Annotated in this window: 9 protein-coding genes; all 9 read left to right on the top strand. The window is 61.3% G+C overall.

Annotated elements, in window-relative coordinates:
* The first annotated feature begins 10 nt into the window (after positions 1-10).
* The 9 genes from ACRC0P_RS11930 (at position 11) to ACRC0P_RS11890 (ending at position 21,251) form a co-directional block, all read left to right on the top strand.
* Complete coding sequence (locus ACRC0P_RS11930) at positions 11-2,959, top strand: TonB-dependent receptor (protein WP_438631151.1); 2,949 nt, start codon at positions 11-13, stop codon at positions 2,957-2,959.
* Positions 2,960-3,029: 70 nt separating this feature from the next.
* Entirely contained in the window at positions 3,030-4,559 is a 1,530-nt protein-coding gene (locus tag ACRC0P_RS11925; RefSeq protein ID WP_438631149.1) for a tryptophan halogenase family protein, read from the top strand.
* 2 nt (positions 4,560-4,561) lie between these two features.
* The gene (locus ACRC0P_RS11920; protein WP_438631147.1) at positions 4,562-6,241 is read left to right on the top strand and encodes a DUF5597 domain-containing protein; all 1,680 of its coding nucleotides are present in this window, start codon (positions 4,562-4,564) and stop codon (positions 6,239-6,241) included.
* 120 nt (positions 6,242-6,361) lie between these two features.
* Positions 6,362-9,277, top strand: coding sequence for a TIM-barrel domain-containing protein (locus ACRC0P_RS11915; protein ID WP_438631145.1), 2,916 nt, complete (start codon positions 6,362-6,364; stop codon positions 9,275-9,277).
* A 188-nt stretch (positions 9,278-9,465) separates the two neighbouring features.
* Positions 9,466-10,968, top strand: coding sequence for a tryptophan halogenase family protein (locus tag ACRC0P_RS11910; protein ID WP_438631143.1), 1,503 nt, complete (start codon positions 9,466-9,468; stop codon positions 10,966-10,968).
* 136 nt (positions 10,969-11,104) lie between these two features.
* Entirely contained in the window at positions 11,105-13,294 is a 2,190-nt protein-coding gene (locus ACRC0P_RS11905) for a WD40/YVTN/BNR-like repeat-containing protein (RefSeq protein WP_438631141.1), read from the top strand.
* Positions 13,295-13,542: 248 nt separating this feature from the next.
* Complete coding sequence (locus tag ACRC0P_RS11900; RefSeq protein WP_438631139.1) at positions 13,543-15,123, top strand: sodium/sugar symporter; 1,581 nt, start codon at positions 13,543-13,545, stop codon at positions 15,121-15,123.
* 282 nt (positions 15,124-15,405) lie between these two features.
* Positions 15,406-18,186 (top strand): cellulose binding domain-containing protein, encoded by a 2,781-nt coding sequence (locus ACRC0P_RS11895; protein WP_438631137.1) that lies wholly within the window; start codon positions 15,406-15,408, stop codon positions 18,184-18,186.
* A 260-nt stretch (positions 18,187-18,446) separates the two neighbouring features.
* The gene (locus ACRC0P_RS11890; RefSeq protein WP_438631135.1) at positions 18,447-21,251 is read left to right on the top strand and encodes a glycoside hydrolase family 2 TIM barrel-domain containing protein; all 2,805 of its coding nucleotides are present in this window, start codon (positions 18,447-18,449) and stop codon (positions 21,249-21,251) included.
* Positions 21,252-21,334 lie beyond the last annotated feature (83 nt).

The following is a 21,334-nucleotide window of genomic DNA, read 5'->3' as shown; positions in this document are numbered from 1 at the left end:
AGAGAAGAAAATGACCGATAACAATAAACGCACCAGCACATTTACCAGAAAGAAACTGCCGCACTACATCCGTCTCGCATCAGGGGCTTCCCTGCTGGCGATGGGTGCGGCCATGCCGGCCTTCGCGCAGGACAGCGAAGCGGACGATGGGACCTTGGAAGAGGTAGTGGTCACCGGGCAGCGCGCGAGTATCCTCTCTGCCCAGGCCATCAAGCAAGATGCGGAACAGGTGGTCGATGCCATCAACGCCGTGGATATCGGTGCACTGCCGGACCGCTCCATTTCCGAGGCTCTTCAGCGGGTCCCCGGTGTCCAATTGCAGCGCACCAATGAGGCCCGCGATCCCGCGCGACTCGCCGCCGAGGGCGGCGGTGTCTTCGTGCGCGGCCTTAGCTGGGTCAGGACCGAACTGAACGGCCGCGATATCTTCTCCGCCAGCGGCGGCCGCAGCCTCAGCTTCGAGGACGTCTCCGCGGACCTGCTGGCGGGAATCGACGTTTACAAAAGCCCCACCGCGGACCAGGTCGAGGGTGGCCTCGGCGGCACAGTCAACCTGCGCACCCGCCTCCCGCTGGAGCAAAACGGAAGGCTGTTGTCCTTCTCCGCCGACTACAATTACGCGGACCTCTACGGCGAGGGTTTCACCTCCGGCAGCGGTCTCTACAGCGACCGCTGGGACGTCGGCGAAGGTGAGATCGGCGTTCTGTTCTCGGCCAGTCTCGCCGAGATCGGCAACCGCACCGATGCCATCCAGTCCGGCCGCTACGAACCCCAACAGCTGGAAGACGGCAGCACCGTCTACCTGCCCACGGGCCTGGGCTTCCGCCGCGTGGACTGGGAGCAGGAGCGCAACGCCTATAACGGCGTCTTCCAATGGGCGCCCAACGACGAACTGACCTTTACCGCCCAGGCCTTCTACTCCGAGGCCAACCCGGAGGATATAGAGAATGCCGTGGGCATTAATGGCCCGGGTGCTGGCAACCTGGCTCCGTGGATGGGGGATTTTCAGTACAACGAAGACGGTGTGCTGGAAAGCGGCACCCTGAACGACTCCACCCTCGCCTACAACACCCGCTACGGCAAGCGGGAGAGCAGTGTCGGCGACTACTCGCTGAAATTCGAGTACACGCCGAGCGAGCGCTGGGCCTTCAGCGGCGACCTGCAATATGTAGAGTCCAAGGCCGATGTGCTGAGCATGACCGCCTTTACCGGCATTCTTGCCGATGAAAACGGCAGCTATCCCGAAACCACTTTTGACTTCAGCGGCAGCGATCCCTCCCTGTCCGTCTCCGATCAGGCGCGACTGTCTCAGGCAGACCAGTACTGGTGGGCGGCGGCCATGGACCACCTGGAGGAGAACCAAGCGGATTCCCTCGCCGGACGCATAGACGCCGAGTACAACTTCGAGGACGACAGCTTCCTTAGATCATTCCGCTTCGGTGCCCGCGCCACCGACAAAGACACCACCACCCGCCAGACCGGCTACAACTGGGCGCTGCTGTCCAACCAGTACTGGCTGAACAACAGCGCGGAAAACACTGCCTTCCTGCACGAGTCCGCCGTCGGCCAGAGCGAACTGTTCACCTACGACGACTTTATGCGCGGAGATGTGGGCGTTCCCACCGTCGGCTGGTTCCCCACCGAGAGCTTGGTGAGCAGCAATACCGGCGCCTACGAGCATTTCGAAAGTATTGCGGCCAACAACGGGGTAGACTGGTCGAAGTGGGCGCCGCTGATTCCGCCGGAAGCCTACGACCTCAACCCCCGGAGCGACAACGTCAGCGCCGGTATCAATGAGCAGAACGAGAAGACCCAGGCCATCTACGCCAGTCTGCGTTTCGGCGACGACAGCGGCGAAATGCTGGGCCTGCCCTTCGACGGCAACTTCGGTGTGCGCGTGGTGGAGACCGAAACCACTGCCTACGGACGTTCAGTGGCCGGCGGTATTACCGAAAACTGTGACAGTTCGGACTGCGCCGGCGCCCAGGCGTTCGTCGACGCCTATCTGGCTGAGCTGGGCGACTACAAGGGCTTCACCGACAGCTACACCAATGTGCTGCCGAGCCTGAACCTGCGCTTTATGCTGCAGGACGACCTGCAGCTGCGTTTCGGCCTGTCCCGCGGCATGGTGCGCCCCAGCTTCAGCCAGACCCGCCCCTACACCAGCATCTCGTTCGACTTCCAGGGAGAAGAGTTCAACCCTGAAGCCATTGCGGATGGTGTGCAAGGCAGCGCCACCGGCGGCGCACCGGCCCTGAAACCCACGGTCGCCGACCAGTTCGATTCCAGTATCGAGTGGTATTTCAACGACGCCGGCAGCCTGACCTTTGCCGCCTTCTACAAGGATATCCAGGATTATGTCGCCCTGGTGACCAGCACGGAGGAGTTCACCTACGGTGGCCAGACCTACGCGTTTGAGACCACCCGTCAGACCAACGCGGCGAGCGGCAAGCTGAAGGGCTTCGAAGTCGCCTACCAGCAGTTCTACGACATGCTGCCGAGCCCCTTCGACGGCCTCGGACTGCAGGCGAACTTTACCTATATCGACAACGAGGGTGGTGTAAACACAGCGCTCAACCCGTTCGCGCCTGCCGACCAGCAGGGCGCTACGAACGAGACGCTGCCCATCGAGGGCATGTCCAAGACCAGTTACAACCTGGCGCTGATGTACGAGAAGTACGACGTCTCCGCGCGCCTGGCCTACAACTGGCGCGAGCGCTACCTGCTGACCAGTTCCGCGGCCAATATCGAACGTCCGGTGTTCTTCGGCGACTTCGGCCAGCTGGACGGTTCGGTATTCTACAACGCCACCGACAACCTGAAGTTCGGCCTGCAGGTCACCAATATTCTCAACTCGAGAACGGAACTGGATGTACTTGCCGACGGTGGGCAAGACGCACAGTACAGTTGGACCGACACCGACCGCAGAATCGCCTTTGTAACGCGATACAGCTTCTAGTCCTTACAGAAGTTTCCCGGCCCTTCGGGGCCGGGCTTTTTTTTGCGTCGATAACAGCGGAAAGAACGTCATGCAAAGCAACCAGATCCGTAGTGTAGTGATTCTGGGCGGCGGCACCGCCGGCTGGATGTCCGCTGCCGTGCTAGCGCGTTTCCTCGGTAAACTGGATATCGATATCCGCCTGGTGGAGTCCGAGCAGATAGGCACCGTCGGCGTCGGCGAGGGCACTGTGCCGATCATACGGGAATTCAACGGTGTACTGGGGATCGACGAAAGGGAATTCATCCGCAGGACGCAAGGCAGTTTCAAGCTGGGCATAGCATTTCGCGACTGGGGGCATAAGGGCAATCGCTTTTTCCACCCATTCGGCGATTTCGGCGAATATATCGAGGGCATATCACCCCATCACCACTGGATGAAACTGAGAAAACTCGGCAACACCACACCGATCGACGATTACTGTTTTTCCCAGGTTGCGGCAAAGAAAGGACGCTTCGCCCCGCCGCCACGGGAAATGCAGCCGGGGTTGCCATCCTACAGCTACGCCTACCATTTCGATGCCGCCCTCTACGCGCAGTTTCTGCGCGAGTACGCCGAACAGCGGGGCGTGAAACGCAGCGAGGGCAAAGTTGCAGACATTGAGCAGCGCGGCGAGGATGGCTTTATCCGCGCCCTCAAACTGGAAGATGGAACCCGTTTGGAAGCGGACCTGTTTATCGACTGCTCTGGATTCCGCAGCCTGCTGCTGGGCCGGTCAATGAAGACCGATTTTATCGACTGGAGCCACTGGCTCCCCTGCGACAGGGCGGTAACCGCCCCCTGCGCGAAAGCGGAGGAGTTCTCCCCCTACACCACCGCCACCGCCCTGGAGGCGGGCTGGCAGTGGCGCATCCCCCTGCAGCACCGCACCGGCAACGGCCATGTCTATTGCAGCCGATTCATTTCCGATGAGGATGCGGAACAGGCCCTGCGAGACAACCTCGACGGCGAGCTTCTGGCAGAACCGAACCTGCTGCGCTTTTCCACCGGCCACCGCGAAGTTTTCTGGAAGAACAACTGCATCGCCATCGGACTTTCCGCCGGATTTATGGAACCGCTGGAATCCACCAGTATCCAGCTGATTCAAACGGGCCTGGCGCGCCTGATCGAGATGTTTCCGGACCGCAACTTCGACCCGATCATCACCGCCGAGTACAACCGCGTCGGCCGCCTCGAATTCGAGCGTATCCGCGACTTCCTGATACTGCACTACTGCGCCGGCCAACGCGACGACGGCGAACTGTGGCACTACTGCCGCAATATGCCGTTGCCGGATTCCCTGCAGCACAAGATCGATGTTTTCAAAAGCAGCGGCCGCGTGGCCCTGGGGGCGGAGGAGTCATACCGGGAGCCAAGCTGGCGGGCCATGTTCCTGGGGCTCGGCATTTATCCACAGCGCTACGATCCGATGGTGGACAAAATCCCGCAAGAGGCACTGCGCAAGAAGATGGCGAAGCGGGTGGAAAACAATTACCGCATTGCGGAGACACTGCCAAGCCACCAAGACTTTATCAATCGCCACTTACTTGCAACCCACCAGAAAATTGCAACGGAAAAGTAACGATGTTTAGAAGCCCGCTATTAATTCTTGCACTGCTCTCTCAAATATTCCTGGCCGCAGCGGCCAGGAGCGAGCAGCCCATTCCCCAACTGGTCGAAAACAACGGCCGCTACGCCCTGATGGTCGACGACGCCCCCTACCTGATCCTAGGCGCCCAGACCAACAACTCCGCCAACTACGCCGCGGCACTGCCCGACGTCTGGCCGGTAGTGGAAAAAATGAAGGCCAATACCCTGGTCATTCCCGTGGCCTGGGAACAGGTGGAGCCCGAAGAGGGCGAATTCGACTTCTCCTTCGTGGACACGCTGGTAAATCAGGCCCGGGAAAGGGAAGTGCGGCTGGTGCTGCTCTGGTTCGCCACCTGGAAGAACAATGCCCCGCACTATGCCCCCGAATGGGTCAAGCTGAACAACGAGCGCTTCCCCCGGGTGATTACCGAAGACGGCAAAGTCCTGAATTCCCTGTCGCCGCATTTCCGGGAAACCCTGGAGGCGGACAAGAAAGCCTTCGTTGCCCTGATGCAGCACCTGAAGGAAATCGACCGGCAGCGTACGGTGATCATGGTGCAGGTGGAAAATGAAGTGGGCACCTACGGCTCCGCACGGGACTATTCCCCAACCGCGGAGGCAGAATTTCAAAAGCAGGTACCGGAAAAACTGCTCGCCGACGTGAACAGGGAAGCCGGTGGCTGGCGGTCTGTGTTCGGCCGGGATGCGGACGAATTCTTCCACGCCTGGCATATCGCCCGCTATGTGGACGAAATCACCGAGGCCGGCAAGGCGGCCTATCCCCTGCCCATGTACGTGAACGTGGCCCTGCGCAATCCGTTCAAACCGGGCAAGCCGGGGAGCTACTCCAGTGGCGGCGCCACCGATAATGTGCTGCATATCTGGAAGTCCGCGGCGCCCAATATCGACATGATCTCCCCGGATATCTATTTCCGCGACCACAAGACCGTGGCCCGGGTGATGGACCTGTACAGCCGCGCGGACAACCCGCTGTATATCGCCGAGATCGGCAACGACCAGCCCTACGCCCGGTACTTTTTCACCGCCCTGGGGCACGGCTCGCTCGGATTCGCGCCCTTCGGCATGGATTATACCGACTACACCAATTTTCCCCTTGGCGCGGAAAAAATGGACGACGAAACCATCAGCCATTTCGCCGAGCTGTACGGGCTCTTTGGCCCTATGGCGCGTGAATGGGCGAAGATCAGTTTCGAACACGAAACCTGGGGGGTGTCGGAGCCGGTGGACACCTACAAGGACAAAAAGCTGTGGAATGCCCAGACCACCGAAGGTGAAGACGGAGATAAAGACGGCGAGGCTTACACCCAGCGCCTGGATCTGGGAGACTGGACCGCCGAGGTCACCTACGGCCGCCCCATGTTCTGGATAGACCCGCCCAAAGGCAATACCCCCTCGTCCGGCGGCGCCGTGATCGCGGAGCTGGACGAGAATGAATACCTGGTAACCGCCTTCCGCGCGCGGGTGAGTTTCTCCCCCTCGCGGAAACTCGACGGCGAACAGTTTACGATGGCACGGGTGGAGGAAGGCCATTTCGAAAACGGCAAATGGGTTTTCGAGCGGGTCTGGAACGGTGACCAGACCGACTGGGGACTCAATTTCACCAGCAAACCTCACGTGTTGAAGGTCAAGCTGGCGACTTATAAAACGAATTGATGTGGGGATCGGGGCCCCCAATTGTAGGATGGGCAAAGGAGCGTAGCGACGTGCCCATCCTACAAAATTACATGTCGGAACAAATTCGATAACAACTTAAAATTAGATACGGAGAGAACCATGCAAAAACGCAAAATCAGCACACGGCCGCTGCTGGCCCTGGCTCTGTTCCCCTGGCTCTACGCCTGTGACGGCACGCCGAAGGAAACAGAAAGTACAGCGGCAAAGAATTGGCAGCAGACCGCCGATGGCGCGGTGGTCGAGCTGGCGGACGGCGAATTCAAGCGGGTGCGCCTGCAGGTGATCGAAGACGATATCATCCGCGTGACCGCTACACCGCAAACGAGTTTCGCCAATCTGCCCGATAACCTGATGGTGATCGCCGAGCCGCAGAAAACCGAATTCTCCGTGGCGCAACGCGACGACCACCTGGTGATCAAAACGGAAGAAATTTCCGCGGAGATCTCCCTGGCGAATGGCGCGGTACAGTTCAAAGACGCACAGGGCGAAGTGCTGCTCGCCGAGGCGGAACGCAGCCTGGCGCCGGTGCAGGGCGATCCCGGCCCGGTGGATGCGGACTCCTATGGGATTCGCCAGCAGTTCCAGCCGCTGCCCGATGAAGCTTTCTACGGCCTGGGACAGCAGCAGGACGGCCGCGTGAACTACGCCGGTAAAAACATCGAGCTGACCACCTACAACATGGAGATCACCATTCCCTACCTGGTTTCCAGCCGCAATTACGGCCTGCTGTGGAACAACAACGGTATTACCCGCCTGGGCGACCCGAAACCGCCGCAGCCGCTGTCCGCCGCCTTTGAACTCTACGATGCAGAGGGCAACAAGGGCGGGCTCACTGCGCGCTACTACGACGGCGATGAGCTGAAAGTGGAGCGGGCGGTAGCGGACCTCGACTACCAGTTCCTGTCCCACGCCAGCGTGCGCGAAATCCCCCTCCCGGAAGAAGTGCAGGATGCAAAAAACCTGCGCATAGAGTGGGAGGGCAGCATTTCACCGAAAACCAGCGGCGAGCACGAACTCAAAATGTACTCCAGCGGCTACGCCAAACTGTCCCTGAACGGCGAACTGCTGCTGGACCGCTGGCGGATGAACTGGAATCCCTGGTACCACAATGCCGAAGTGGACTTGCAGGCAAACAAAAAATATCCGTTGAGCCTGGACTGGACCCCCCAGGGCGGCTACTTCCGCCTGCTGCAGCACGCCCCCCAACCGGCGGCGGAAAAGCAGCGGCTTTCATTCGCCTCCGATACCGGCAAGGCGGTGGATTACTACTTTGTCGCTGGCGAAAGCAAGGACGACGTAATCTCCGGCTATCGTGAACTGACCGGCGAGGCCACTATGCTGCCCAAGTGGGCCTTCGGTTTCTGGCAGAGCCGCGAGCGCTACAAGTCCCAGGATGAACTGGTAGACGCGCTTGAAGAGTATCGCGAGCGGGAGATCCCCATCGACAATATTGTACTCGACTGGTCCTACTGGCCGGAGGACGCCTGGGGCAGCCACGATTTCGACAGCGAACACTTCCCCGAACCCAAGGCCATGGTGGACCGGGTACACGAGCTGAATGCCAATATCATGATTTCCGTGTGGCCCAAGTTCTACCCCACCACCGAGCACTACAAGGCGCTCAATGCCAAGGGCTGCATGTTCAACAAGAACATCGAGGAAGAAAATCTCGACTGGATCGGCTCCGGTTACCTGAACAGCTTCTACGATGCCTACAATCCCGAGTGCCGGGAAATCTACTGGGCCCAGATCAGGGACAAGCTCAACACCTTCGGTTTCGATGCCTGGTGGCTGGATGCGGTGGAGCCGGATATCCACTCCAACCTCAGTTTCGAACACCGCAAGGACCTGATCACGCCCAACGCCCTGGGTACCGGTGCCGAGGTCTTCAACGCCTACGCACTGCCCCACGCGGAGACCGTATACCAGGGCGAGCGTGAAACCGACGGCCACAAACGCAGCTTTATTCTCACCCGTTCCGGCTTCGGCGGTATCCAGCGCACCGGCTCGGCGATCTGGAGCGGCGACGTGGTATCCCGCTGGTCCAACCTGAAGGAACAAATCGCCGCGGGCGTCGGCGTGGGCATGGCGGGCATGCCCTATTGGACCTTCGATATCGGCGGCTTCACGCCGGAGGACCGCTACCGCTACAACGGCGACGTGACCGTGGGCCACTACTCGCAGATGGACCCGGCGCAGCAACAGGAGTGGCAGGAACTCAACCTGCGCTGGTTCCAGTTCGGCGCCTTCACCCCGCTGTTCCGTGCCCACGGCCAGAACCCCTACCGGGAAATCTACAATATCGCCGACGAGGGCAGCGAGACCTACGAGAGCATGGTCTGGTACACCCAGCTGCGCTACCGCCTGATGCCCTACATCTACACCCTGGCCGGCGACGCCCACCACAAGGACGGCACCATGATGCGCGGCCTGCCGATGGATTTCGGCGGCGACCCCAAGGTGCGCGATATCAACACCCAGTATATGTTCGGGCCCTCACTGCTGGTGAACCCCATCTATGAATACGGCGCGCGCAGCCGCGATGTCTACCTGCCCGCGAGCAGCGACTGGTACGACTTCTATAGCGGCAAAAAATACCGCGGTGGTCAGAGCATCGACGCCGAGGCTCCCTATGCGCGTATGCCGCTGTTCGTGAAAGCGGGCTCCATCATTCCCACCGGCCCTGCGATCCAGCACACCGGCGAAAGCCTGAATGCGCCGCTCACCATCAACGTATATACCGGTGCGGACGGCAGCTTCGAGATTTACGAGGACGACGGCCTCAGCTACGGCTATGAAAATGGCCAGTGGTCCCGCATCCCTCTCAGCTACGACGACGCCATTGGCACCCTGACCATCGGCGAACGCATCGGCAGCTTCGAGGGCATGGCCGAAAAGCGGCAGATCAAAGTCCGCTGGATCACGGAAGGCCAGAGCGCGGCGGACTTCGACGCCGAGCCGGCGGAGGCAGTGGAGTACAACGGAGAAAAACTGGTCCTGAAAAAACCAGCGTAATTCCCTGGAAACGCGGAGCTATTCAGGAGCGCTGAAGGCTCCAGCTCCGCAAAGCGGGCCAAAGGCCCGCGGAAACTGCGAAGGCGCCGGCTGTGCCGGCGTTGCCGAGCTGGAGCTCGGCGCTCCCAGGATCGCGGCCGTGGGCCGCTCCTACAGAAAAAAGCCGGCTGCGAAATGCGAGCAAAATAATGGCAGCGACACCTATCAGACAAATCACTATCGTCGGCGGCGGCACCGCCGGTTGGATGGCTGCCGCCGTACTCGCACACCACTACCGCGAACACCAGTTGCGCATACAGCTGGTGGAATCCGAGCAGATCGGCACCGTGGGTGTGGGCGAAGCGACGGTGCCCGGCATAATCCGCTTGAACCAATATCTGGGCATCAAGGAGAGCGAATTCATCGCCGCCACCGGTGCCACTTTCAAACTGGGTATTGAGTTTGCCGACTGGTACAAACCAGGGGAGAGCTTCTTCCACCCCTTTGCCGACTTCGGCGCGCCCGTCGGCAAGCTGCCCTTCTTCCCCTGCTGGCTGAAATTGCACAAGCTGGGCCGCGCCGCCCCGCTGGAAGACTACTGCCTGTCCGCCGCCATGGCCAAGGCCGGGCGCTTCGCCCAGACCGATGACAAAGCCACCAACCCGCTGGCCCTCTATAGCTACGCCTACCATTTCGATGCCACGCGCTATGCGCGCTTTTTACGGAATTACGCCGAGGAGCGCGGCGTGGAGCGAATAGAAGGCAAAGTCGTAGAGGTGCGACTGAATCCCGACAACGGCGATATCGATAAATTGCAGCTGGAAGGAGATCGACAACTGGGGGGCGACCTCTTTATTGACTGCTCCGGTTTTCGCGGCCTGCTGATCGAGCAGGCGCTGGGCACCGGCTACGAGGACTGGAGCCACTGGCTGCCGGTAGACAGCGCCGTGGCGGTACAGAGTGAGCGCCGCGGCGCCCCCCCGCCCTACACCCGTGCCACCGCGCTGGCCGCCGGCTGGCGCTGGCGGATTCCGCTGCAACACCGCACCGGCAACGGCTACGTCTACTGCAGCGCCCATGCCGGCGACGAGGAAGCGCGCAACACACTGCTCGCAGACCTCGACGGCGAGCCCCTGGGGGAGCCCCGGGTGCTCCGCTTTACCGCCGGTATGCGCAAACGCTTCTGGCACAGAAACTGTGTCGCCCTCGGCCTGGCCTCGGGTTTTATCGAACCGTTGGAGAGTACCAGCATCTCCCTGATCCAGACCGGGGTGGAAAAGCTGCTGCAATTTATGCCCGACCTGGTCCCGAATACCGAAAAAATTGCCGAAGCCAACCATTTGAACCGGCTGGAATACGAGCGTATCCGCGACTTCATCATCCTGCATTACAAACTCAGCGGCCGTGACGATACCGAATTCTGGCGGCAACTGCGCGCAATGCCGGTGCCCGACAGCCTGCAGGCCAAGCTGGATGCCTTCAGCGAGGACGGCCGACTGCTCAACTACGAGCAGGAGTCATTCAGCGAAGCGAGCTGGCTCGCCATTTACAACGGTTTGCACTTCCGTCCCCGGCAATACCTGCCGGATGTGGACCAACTGGATACGGAGCAGCTGGCACAACTTTTGGAGAAAATGCGCCGCGCCGTGGCCTTGGGCAGCGAGCAGGCGCCGCGCCACGAGGCGTTTCTCGCGCAACTGAGTGCGGACTGACCCGGGACCGCGGAGCTCCAGCTCCGCAACGCCGGCGCAGCCGGCGCCTGATGGGCGCATGCGGACCTGGAGCTCCGCGGTCCCAGGGAGGCGCTCCTGCAAAGGAAATGACGACTGAGAAATGTTTAAGAGATTGTTGGCTTCAATTCTTCTGATCATTACCGCTAACGGCGCCATCGCCGGGGATGGCTATCAATGGCGCAACATCACCGTCGGCGCCGGCGGCTTCGCGCCCAATATTATTTTCAGCGAATCGGAGGAGGACCTCGCCTACCTGCGCACCGATATGGGCGGAGCCTATCGCTGGGACAAGAAGCTGCAGCGCTGGATACCGCTGCAGGACCAGATGGCGGAATCCAGCTATTTCGGTATCGAGAGCATCGCCGCGGATCCGAAAGACCCGGAAGTGGTGCATATGGCCGCGGGCATGTACAAGAGAAACCCGGCGGCCATGCTGCGCTCTTTCGATCGCGGCGGGCACTGGGAAGTTGTTCCAGTGCCCTTCCGCATGGGCGGCAACGAAGACGGCCGAGGTCTGGGGGAGCGACTGGCGATAGATCCTGAAAATACCGATAGTCTGTATTTCGGTTCGCGCCACGATGGTCTGTGGCACAGCCGCGATCGCGGCGCCAGCTGGCACAAAGTGAAAAACTTCCCCCACCCGGGCCTGGGCTTACCCGAAGAGCACCGGGCCACCAATGCCGGTATCAGCTTCGTTGTGTTCCCGGGCGCCGAGCGCCCGGGAGTGCTTTTTGTCGGGGTCGCGGACCAGCAGGCAGCGGGGATCTACCGATCGGATGACAACGGCGAGAGCTGGCGGAAAATCAGCGGCGGCCCTGAACTGTTGCCGGTAAAGGCGGCCGCGGCCGGGAACAATCTGTATATCGCCTACAGCGACAATATCGGCCCGAACGGCATCAAATCCGGCGCCGTCTACAAACTGGATATCCGCAGCGGCCGCTGGACCGATATCACTCCGCCGCCGAAGGGTGCCGAGGGCGGCTTTATGGGTATCAGTGCCAACCGGCAGAACTCGAATATCGTCGCCGTCTCCACCATAAACCGCTGGCGCCCGCGGGATACCATCTACCTCTCCCAAGACGGCGGCCGCCACTGGCGGGAACTGGCATCCCACAGCACGCGGGATGTCAGTGACACGCCCTACCTGTACTGGGGCAACGAGGATTCCGACTTCGGCTGGTGGATCGCCGGCCTCGCCATCAACCCGTTCGATGAGCGGGAACTCGTATACACCACCGGCGCCACGGTTTACCGCACGCAAAATGCAGACGCGGACAAACTGCTCTGGCGCCCCTGGGTAACCGGTGTAGAACAGACCGCGGTAATCACCCTGGCCAGCCTGCCCGCGGGCCCGGAACTGCTGAGCGGCTTCGGCGATATCAGCGGTTTCGTACACGAGGATTTCGACCGCTCCCCGCAACGGATGCTTACCGATCCCCTGTTCGCCAATACCAACAGCATCCACTACGCCGCGCAGGCACCCAATATCCTGGTGCGCAGCGGCACGCCGCCTCACCGGGCCCCCAAAGGACCGGGGACGACGCCGATGCCCACCCTTGCCTGGTCAAAGGACTACGGGAAAAACTGGCAGCCACTGACCATACCGCCCCTGAACTTCAGCGGCACCACAAAACGCTATGACCGGACCGGCGACAACGCCATCACCGTCTCCGCCGACGGCGGCACCTTCATGTTTATGGCCCCGGTGCCGCAGATCAGCCGCGATCGCGGCCGCCACTGGACGGCTGTGGAGGGCCTGCCGTCGCAGGCGCGGCCCGTGGCCGACCGGGTCAACGCCAGAGTTTTCTACGCACTGGATTTTGTCAACAGCGAAATTTTCGTCAGCCGGGACGGCGGAGCCACGTTCAGCCCGCAGAACACCCGCGGCCTGCCGGAAGATATCCGCACGGACGAACCCACCACTCGCGAACAGGCGTGGCCTCTGCTGGCCTCGCCGGACCGGGAGGGAACCCTGTGGCTGGTATCGCGGAAGGGGCTCTACCGCTCCACCGACGGCGGCCGCAATTTCAAAATTGTGAAAAGCGATATCGCCGTGGAACAGATGGATTTTGGCAGGGCCGCACCGGGGGAAAGCGCACCGACGCTGTTCGCCATCGGCAGCCGCGACGGATTGCGCGCTATCTGGCGCTCCGACGACAGCGGCCGCCACTGGCTGCGGATCAATGATGAACGACACGAATACGGCCGTCGTTTCCGGACCATCGCCGGAGATCCGCGCCACTTCGGCCGGGTGTATGTGGCCACCGACGGCCGCGGTATCGTGATGGGGGAACCGGCTCGGTGAATAGCCGCTGCCGCCCGACTGTAGGAGTCTGCTTGCAGACTCCTACAAAGTGAACAGAACAATGAATGGCACTTACTTAAGCAAATTTCTCGATTGGTAGGATGGGCAAAGGAGCGTAGCGACGTGCCCATCATCTGCGGTTTTGATGGGCACACTTCGCTTTGCCCATCCTACGAAAATCGCCATGCCTAAGCTTAACTTAGTGCCATTCAGCAGAACAATAACTCGAGAAGGTAAAGGTAAAAGCTATGCAACTGGCAACCGTCGATCTGCTGATCTTTATCGCCTATGTGGCGACACTGATCACCATAGGCTACCTGGTCTCCCGTGAGAAATCCGGGCACCAGAAAAATACCCAGGATTACTTCCTCGCCGGTAAGGGCCTGCCCTGGTGGGCCGTGGGCGCTTCGCTGATCGCCGCCAATATCTCCGCGGAGCAGATCATCGGCATGTCCGGTTCCGGCTATGCCATCGGCCTCGCCATTGCCTCCTACGAGTGGATGGCGGCGATCACACTCATCCTGGTGGGTAAGTACTTCCTTCCGGTATTCGTGCGCAAGAAAATCTACACCATGCCCCAGTTCCTGGAGCAGCGCTACGACCACCGGGTGAAGCTGGTAATGGCCATTTTCTGGCTGGGGGTCTACACCTTTGTAAATCTGACATCAGTGCTGTGGCTGGGGGCTTTGGCGATCAATGCCATCGCCGGTGTGGAGCTGCTGTTCGGCCTGCTGTTTCTGGGCCTCTTCTCCACGGCCTATTCCCTCTATGGCGGTCTCAAGGCGGTGGCACTGACGGATATCATCCAGGTGGTGCTGCTGGTATTCGGCGGCCTGATGCTGTCCTACCTGGCCCTGGACCTGATCGGAGACGGCTCGGGCCCGCTCGCCGGTTTTACAACCCTGGTGCAGCAGGCGCCGGACAAGTTCGACATGATCCTCTCCAAAGACAACCCCCACTACGCCAGTCTGCCGGGGCTCTCGGTATTGGTCGGGGGCCTCTGGGTAATGAATTTCTCCTACTGGGGCTTCAATCAGTACATCGTGCAGCGCGCGCTGGCGGCGAAAGACATCAAGGAGGGCCAGAAGGGTATCGCCTTCGCCGCCTACCTGAAGCTGCTGATGCCCATTATTGTGGTGCTGCCGGGCATCGCCGCGGCGGTGCTGCTGCCGGACCTGGAACGCCCGGACCAGGCCTACCCGGCGCTGATGAACCTGATGCCTGCGGGCTTCAAGGGCCTGGTGTTCGCGGCCCTGGTGGCGGCCATCGTGTCCTCCCTGGCGTCCATGACCAACAGTATCTCCACCATCTTCACCATGGATATCTACTCCCGCTACCGGCCGCAGCAGGGCGAGCGTCACTATGTGCGCGTGGGCCGTGTAGCCAGCGTGGTTTCACTGGTGCTGGCGATGATCTGCGCCCAGCCGCTGCTCGGCCAGTTCGAGCAGGCTTTCCAGTACATCCAGGAATTCACCGGTTTCTTCACCCCCGGCATCGTGGTGCTGTTCGTACTCGGCGTCTTCTGGCCCAGGGCCACCGCCAACGGTGCGCTGACCGCGGCCATCGCCTCGGCGGTGTTGTCGCTGGCCTGCTACTTCTGGTGGCCCGAGCTGCCGTTTATGGACCGCATAGGGGTGGTCTTCCTGGTCTGCCTGCTGCTTGCCGTGAGCGTGTCTCTGTTGGAAACCCGCCGCGACCTGGTGATTAACAGCGGCGGCGGTGACACCGTGACCCTGGGCGAGATCAATTTCTCCACCACCCAGGGTTTCAACCTGGCGGCGCTGGGGATCACATTGGTGCTGATCGCGCTCTATGCCACTTGGTGGTAACTGAGTAGCTGCGGTAACCGTAGGGTGCGCCGTGCGCACCGTCTGAGATTGCGGCAACATCGGGCTGGTGCGCACGGCGCACCCTACACTCCGCGGGCAGGTTTTACAGAGCAAAATTTTTTAATTCATTTTCATTCGGGACCCAGTTGGATTTTTTCCGTTAAAAAAAAATATAAAGTAATTCTTGTAGTTGCACCGCACATAGTGGAAGTGCAGCGTAGAGGTATCCCACCTCCACACCCCAAAAAGACTTGACAACGCGATTATGAAAGGAGCTTACCGATGAAAAACCCATCATCATTGTCGAGGTTTTCCTGGCCTGCGCTATTAAAAGCCTGCGCACTGTCCCTGCTGACGTCCACCGCCAGCGCTGCACCGGCAGAGGAGTACAACTGGAAGAATGTGCGTATCGACGGCGGCGGTTTTGTGCCGGGAATTATTTTCAACCGCACCGAGCCCAACCTGATTTACGCGCGCACCGATATCGGCGGCGCCTATCGCTGGGACGAGAGCGCGCAGAAATGGGTACCGCTGCTGGACTGGGTGGGCTGGGACAAGTGGGGCTGGAACGGGGTGATGAGCCTGGCCACCGACCCGGTGGACCCGGACCGGGTCTATGCCGCCCTGGGCATGTACACCAATGACTGGGACCCGAACAACGGCGGCATCGCCCGCTCCACCGACCGCGGCGCCACTTGGCAGGTCACCGAATTGCCGTTCAAGGTGGGCGGCAATATGCCCGGGCGCGGTATGGGCGAGCGACTGCGTATCGACCCCAACGACAACAGTACCATTTACTACGGCGCTGAACTGGGTGAAGGGCTCTGGCGCAGCACCGACTTCGGTGTCACCTGGTCCCAGGTGGGCAATTTTCCCAACCCGGGTAGCTACGCCGCCGACCCGGATGACGAATGGGGTTACGGCGACAAACTGCAGGGCGTTGTGTGGGTGACTTTCGATCCCTCGTCCGGCAACCCGGGGCAGGGCTCCGACGTAATCTACGCGGGCGTGGCGGACCTGGAGGAATCCCTCTACCGCTCCACCGACGGCGGCGTCACCTGGGAAGCCATTCCCGGCGCGCCGACCGGCTTCATTCCCCACAAAGGCGTTTACGACGAGGTGAACGGCGTCCTCTACGTGGCCATGAGTGATACCGGCGGTCCCTACGACGGCGAAACCGGCGCGGTGTGGAAATTCGACTCGGCGACAGGGGGCTGGACCGATATCACCCCGGTCAGCGGCGACGATCTCTACTTCGGCTTTTCCGGTCTCACCATCGACCGCCAAAATCCGGACACCATCATGGTGGCCTCGCTGAATTCCTGGTGGCCGGACATGATCCTGTTCCGCAGCACCGACGGCGGTGCAACCTGGACCCGCATCTGGGACTGGGGTAACTATCCGGAGCGCACCAAACGCTACGAAATGGATATCAGCAGCGTGCCCTGGCTCAGCTTCGGCCAGAACCCGCAACCGCCGGAGGAGACACCAAAGCTGGGCTGGATGAACGAGTCGGTGGAAATCGACCCGCACAATTCCAACCGCTTCATGTACGGCACCGGCGCCACCATTTACGGCTCCACCAACCTCACCGACTGGGACAGCAACGGTACCATCACCATCCGTCCGATGATCGAGGGACTGGAGGAGACCGCGGTGCTCGACCTGGCCAGTCCGCCCAGCGGCGCGGCGAATATTTTCTCCGCGCTGGGGGATATCGGTGGCTTCAAGCATCTGGACGTGGATGCGGTGCCGGACCTGATGTACCAGACCCCCTACCTCACCAGCACCACCGGTATCGACTTCGCCGAGCTGGCCCCCGACACCATGGTGCGCGTGGGCAATGCCGATGAAGCGCATATCGGCGTTTCCACCTCCGCCGGCGACAGCTGGTGGCAGGCCCAGGAGCCCGGCGGCGTAACCGGCGGCGGCAATGTGGCGATGAGCGCGAACGGCGGCAACATCGTGTGGAGTCCGGACGGCGCGGCGGTGCACTATTCCACCAGCCTCGGCAGCTCCTGGACCCAGGTCTCCGGTGTGCCCCAGGGCGCGCGGGTGGAGAGCGACAGGGTCAATCCGAACAAGTTCTACGCCTTTAGCGGCGGCACCTTCTATGTCTCCATCGACGGCGGCGCCAGCTTCTCCGCCACCTCTGCCAGCGGCTTGCCGGAGAGCGGCAAGTTCCTCGCCGCACCCGGTCGGGAGGGCCATCTGTGGCTCGCCGGCGGCGGGGTCGGCAGTAATGTCACTGAAGGAGAGAGTACCGGCCTGTGGCGCTCCACTGATTCCGGCACCAGCTTCAGCAAGATCGCCAGTGTGGAGGAAGGAGTCAATATCGGCCTCGGCGCCCCGGCCAGCGGTGCGGGTTACCAGACCCTGTACCTGGTGGGCACCGTCGACGGCGTGACCGGAGTCTTCCGCTCCACCGACGAGGGCCAGAGCTGGGTGCGCATCAATGACGACCAGCACCAGTACGGCAATATGGGCGAGGCCATTACCGGCGACCCGCGCATTTTCGGCCGGGTTTACCTGGGTACCAACGGCCGCGGCCTGTTGTACGCGGACCCGGTGGGCGGTGGTTCCAGTTCGTCGTCCAGCAGTTCGAGTTCGTCCAGCAGTTCATCGTCGAGCAGTTCCAGTTCGTCGAGCAGCTCCAGTTCGTCCAGTAGCTCCAGTTCGTCGAGTAGTTCCAGCTCTTCCAGCAGCTCCAGCTCCTCAAGCAGCTCAAGTTCCAGCTCGTCCAGTTCCGGCGGCGGCAGTGGCAGCTGCGAATATATCGAGGGCAGCCATTGGGGTGCGGGCTTTACCGGCGGTATCCGCATTACCAACAACGGCAGTGCGGAAATCGACGGCTGGGAAGTGAACTTCAGCTACAGCGGCAGCAGCCGGCTGACCAATACCTGGAACGCCAATGTCAGCGGCAGCAATCCCTACACCGCCAAGTCATTGGGTTGGAACCGCAGGATACAGCCCGGCGCCTACGCCGAGTTCGGTTTCCAGGGAGAGAAGGACAGCGGTGAACCGCTGGAGATTCCCGCTATTTCCGGAGACGTGTGTCAGTAAGCCGACCGGAGAAATTTAGGGGCGGCGAAACGCCGGCCCTATTCGTAACAGCGAGCGTAGGGTGCGCCGTGCGCACCAACAGGGGCTGAATTCCACACCGGCTTCGGCACGGTGCCGCGGCGCACCCTACGTACTGAGTAGCAGGTGAGCACCTGTGGGAGCCAGCCCTGCTGGCGAAATGGGGGTCGCCGACACCCCGTCGCCTGCGGGTCAGGCTCCCACAGAGCGGCCATCCAGAATGAGTAAAGAAGAGGTAAGCTGTGATTTCCCGGTCAATATCTGCATTGTTTTTCCTTGCCCTGTCCGCAACGGTTATCGCCGATCCGACCGAAATCCGCTACCTCAGCGGGACCGACAAAGACCACACCGTCGACTGGCAGTTCAAGGTCAGCGGCGGGCGCAACAGCGGGCACTGGACAACCATTCCGGTGCCCTCCAACTGGGAGATGCAGGGCTTCGGCAGCTACCGCTACTGGAGCGACTGGGAGGGTACGCCCGCGCCGGACCGCGAGGGCCTGTACCGCCACACATTTTCCGTGCCCGCAAACTGGCGCGGCAAAAATATAGAAATTGTTTTCGGCGGCGCCATGACCGACACAGAGGTGCGCATCAACGGCGCCCCCGCCGGCCCGGTACACCGGGGCGGCTTTTATGAATTCCGCTACGATATCGGCGAACACCTGAACTATGGCGAAGACAACCTGCTGGAAGTAACGGTCGCGCGCTTTTCCGCCGACGAATCGATCAACCTTGCCGAGCGCCGCGCGGACTTCTGGATGTTCAGCGGCATCTACCGCCCGGTGTGGTTGGAGGCGCGGCCAGCCCAACATATCCGGCGGGCGGCGCTGGATGCCGGGCACACCGGCGATTTTCACTCGCAGGTTTTTCTCGGCGGTATCGACAACGCCGACTCCATCCGGGCGAGGATCACCACCCTCGACGGCAAACGAATTGGCAGACCGTTTTCGGTAAAAATCTCCCCGGGACAGAAACAGGTCTCCATGGAAACCCAAGTGGAAGATATCCTTCCCTGGAGTGCGGAGAAGCCCCACCGCTATAGAGCCGTTTTCGAACTCCGGGACCGCAATAAAACCCTGCACCAAGTGGAGGAAATTTTCGGCTTTCGCACCGTCGAGGTCCGCCCCCGGGACGGCCTCTATATCAACGGCCGCAAGGTGCGCCTGAAAGGCGCCAACCGCCACGCCTTCTGGCCCGACTCCGGGCGCACCACCAGTCCGGAAATCAGCCGTCGGGATGTGGAGCTGATCAAGGAGATGAACATGAATGCGGTGCGCGTCGGCCATTACCCGCCGGACCGGCATTTTCTGCAAATGACCGACGAACTGGGGCTCTACGTGATCGACGAACTCACCGGCTGGCAGGACGCCTACAGCACTGAAGCGGGCCGGCCGCTGGTGAAAGAGCTGATCCTGCGCGATCACAACCATCCCTCGGTGATCATCTGGGCCAACGGCAACGAGGGTGGCTGGAACACCGAACTGGACGGGGACTTCTCCCACTGGGATATCCAGCGCCGGCCGGTGATCCACCCCTGGGAATTGTTCGGCGGTATCAATACCGCCCACTACGAGCGCTATAACTGCTGTACCGGCAGCCTGTTCGGCGGCGGGGAAGTGTTTATGCCCACCGAATTCCTGCACGGCCTCTACGACGGCGGCGCCGCGGCGGGACTGGACGACTGGTGGAAGCGGATGCTGCAAAACCCATTGTCCGCCGGCGGTTTTATCTGGGCTTTGGTCGACGAGGGCGTGGTGCGCGACGACCGGCACGGCGCAATCGATACCGCGGGCAACTCCGCTCCCGACGGTATTCTGGGCCCCTACCGGGAAAAAGAAGGCAGCTTCTTCGCCATCCGCGAAATCTGGTCGCCGGTGTATTTCCCACAGAGCGAACAGAGCCACCTTCCAACGAGCTTTGACGGCGTGTTGGAAGTTGCCAACCGCTACGATTTCACCAACCTGCGCGAGGCGGATTTCCGCTGGGCGCTGATCGATTTTCCCGGCCCGGCGCAAACCGCCGCGAACCACAAAGCGGACCACAAAGTCGCGGTACGGGGCCGCGCCGACGCGCCCGATGTCGCCCCGGGCCGGTCGGGCGCCCTGCAACTGGAGCTTCCCGAAGACTGGCGATCCCGGGACGCACTGGCCCTGACAGCGAGAGACCACACCGGCCGGGAGATCTATACCTGGACCTGGATGATCACCCCACCCGCGACGATGGCCCGGCGCCTGATGAAAAAGAGCGAAGGCGCGGTGACCGCGGAGGAAACGCAAACACAGATCCGCCTCGGCACCAGCGAGCTGCAGCTGTCGATCGACAAAGGTACCGGGCGGCTGGCCGGCGTCAGCCGGGGTGGGAAAAAGCTATCCCTGAGCAACGGCCCGCGGCTGGTGTCCGGGGACGGCAAGCTGTCGAATATTGGATTGCGGCAGGAGGCCGGTACGCAGATCGTCAGCGCCCAATACCAAGGGAAGGGCGAGATGCGCCGGGTCGAGTGGCGCCTGCACCCCAGCGGCTGGCTGCAGCTGACCTACGCCTACCAGATGCCCGGGCAAATGGAGACGGACTATCTGGGCGTGACCTTCGATTATCCCGAGGAGAAAGTCACCGGCGTCCGCTGGCTGGGGCGGGGCCCCTCCCGGGTGTGGAAAAACCGCCTCAAGGGCGTGACTTTCGATATCTGGCACAAAAACTATAACGACACGGTAACCGGGCAGTCCTGGGAATATCCGGAATTCAAGGGCTTCCACCGCGACCTCTATTGGGCACAACTGGAAACCCGCGAACTGCCCATCACCCTGGTGGCCACCGCAGAGAACACTTTTTTGCGGCTGTTTACGCCGAAGGAAGCCAAAGACCCCAGGCAGACAAGCGTCGGGTTTCCCGCGGGGGATATCTCACTGCTCACCGGCATAGCGCCCATAGGCACCAAGTTTCACCCCCCCGAAGCGCATGGCCCCCAGGGTGCTTCCAACCGGGTGCGGCGCCTGGGGCAGTGGTATCAACAGGAGGTTTTTCTGTATTTCGGCGCGCTTCCCGATTGAGAAGCCGCCGCCCCGCCGGGGATAAAAACTCTCCCCGGCATTGCTCAGTCCAATAGAGATCCAGCTCCATATAGACATGCTGT

The sequence above is a fragment of the Microbulbifer sp. genome, from assembly GCF_051659245.1.
GTDB lineage: Bacteria > Pseudomonadota > Gammaproteobacteria > Pseudomonadales > Cellvibrionaceae > Microbulbifer.
This window is presented reverse-complemented; position numbering and strand designations above follow the sequence as displayed.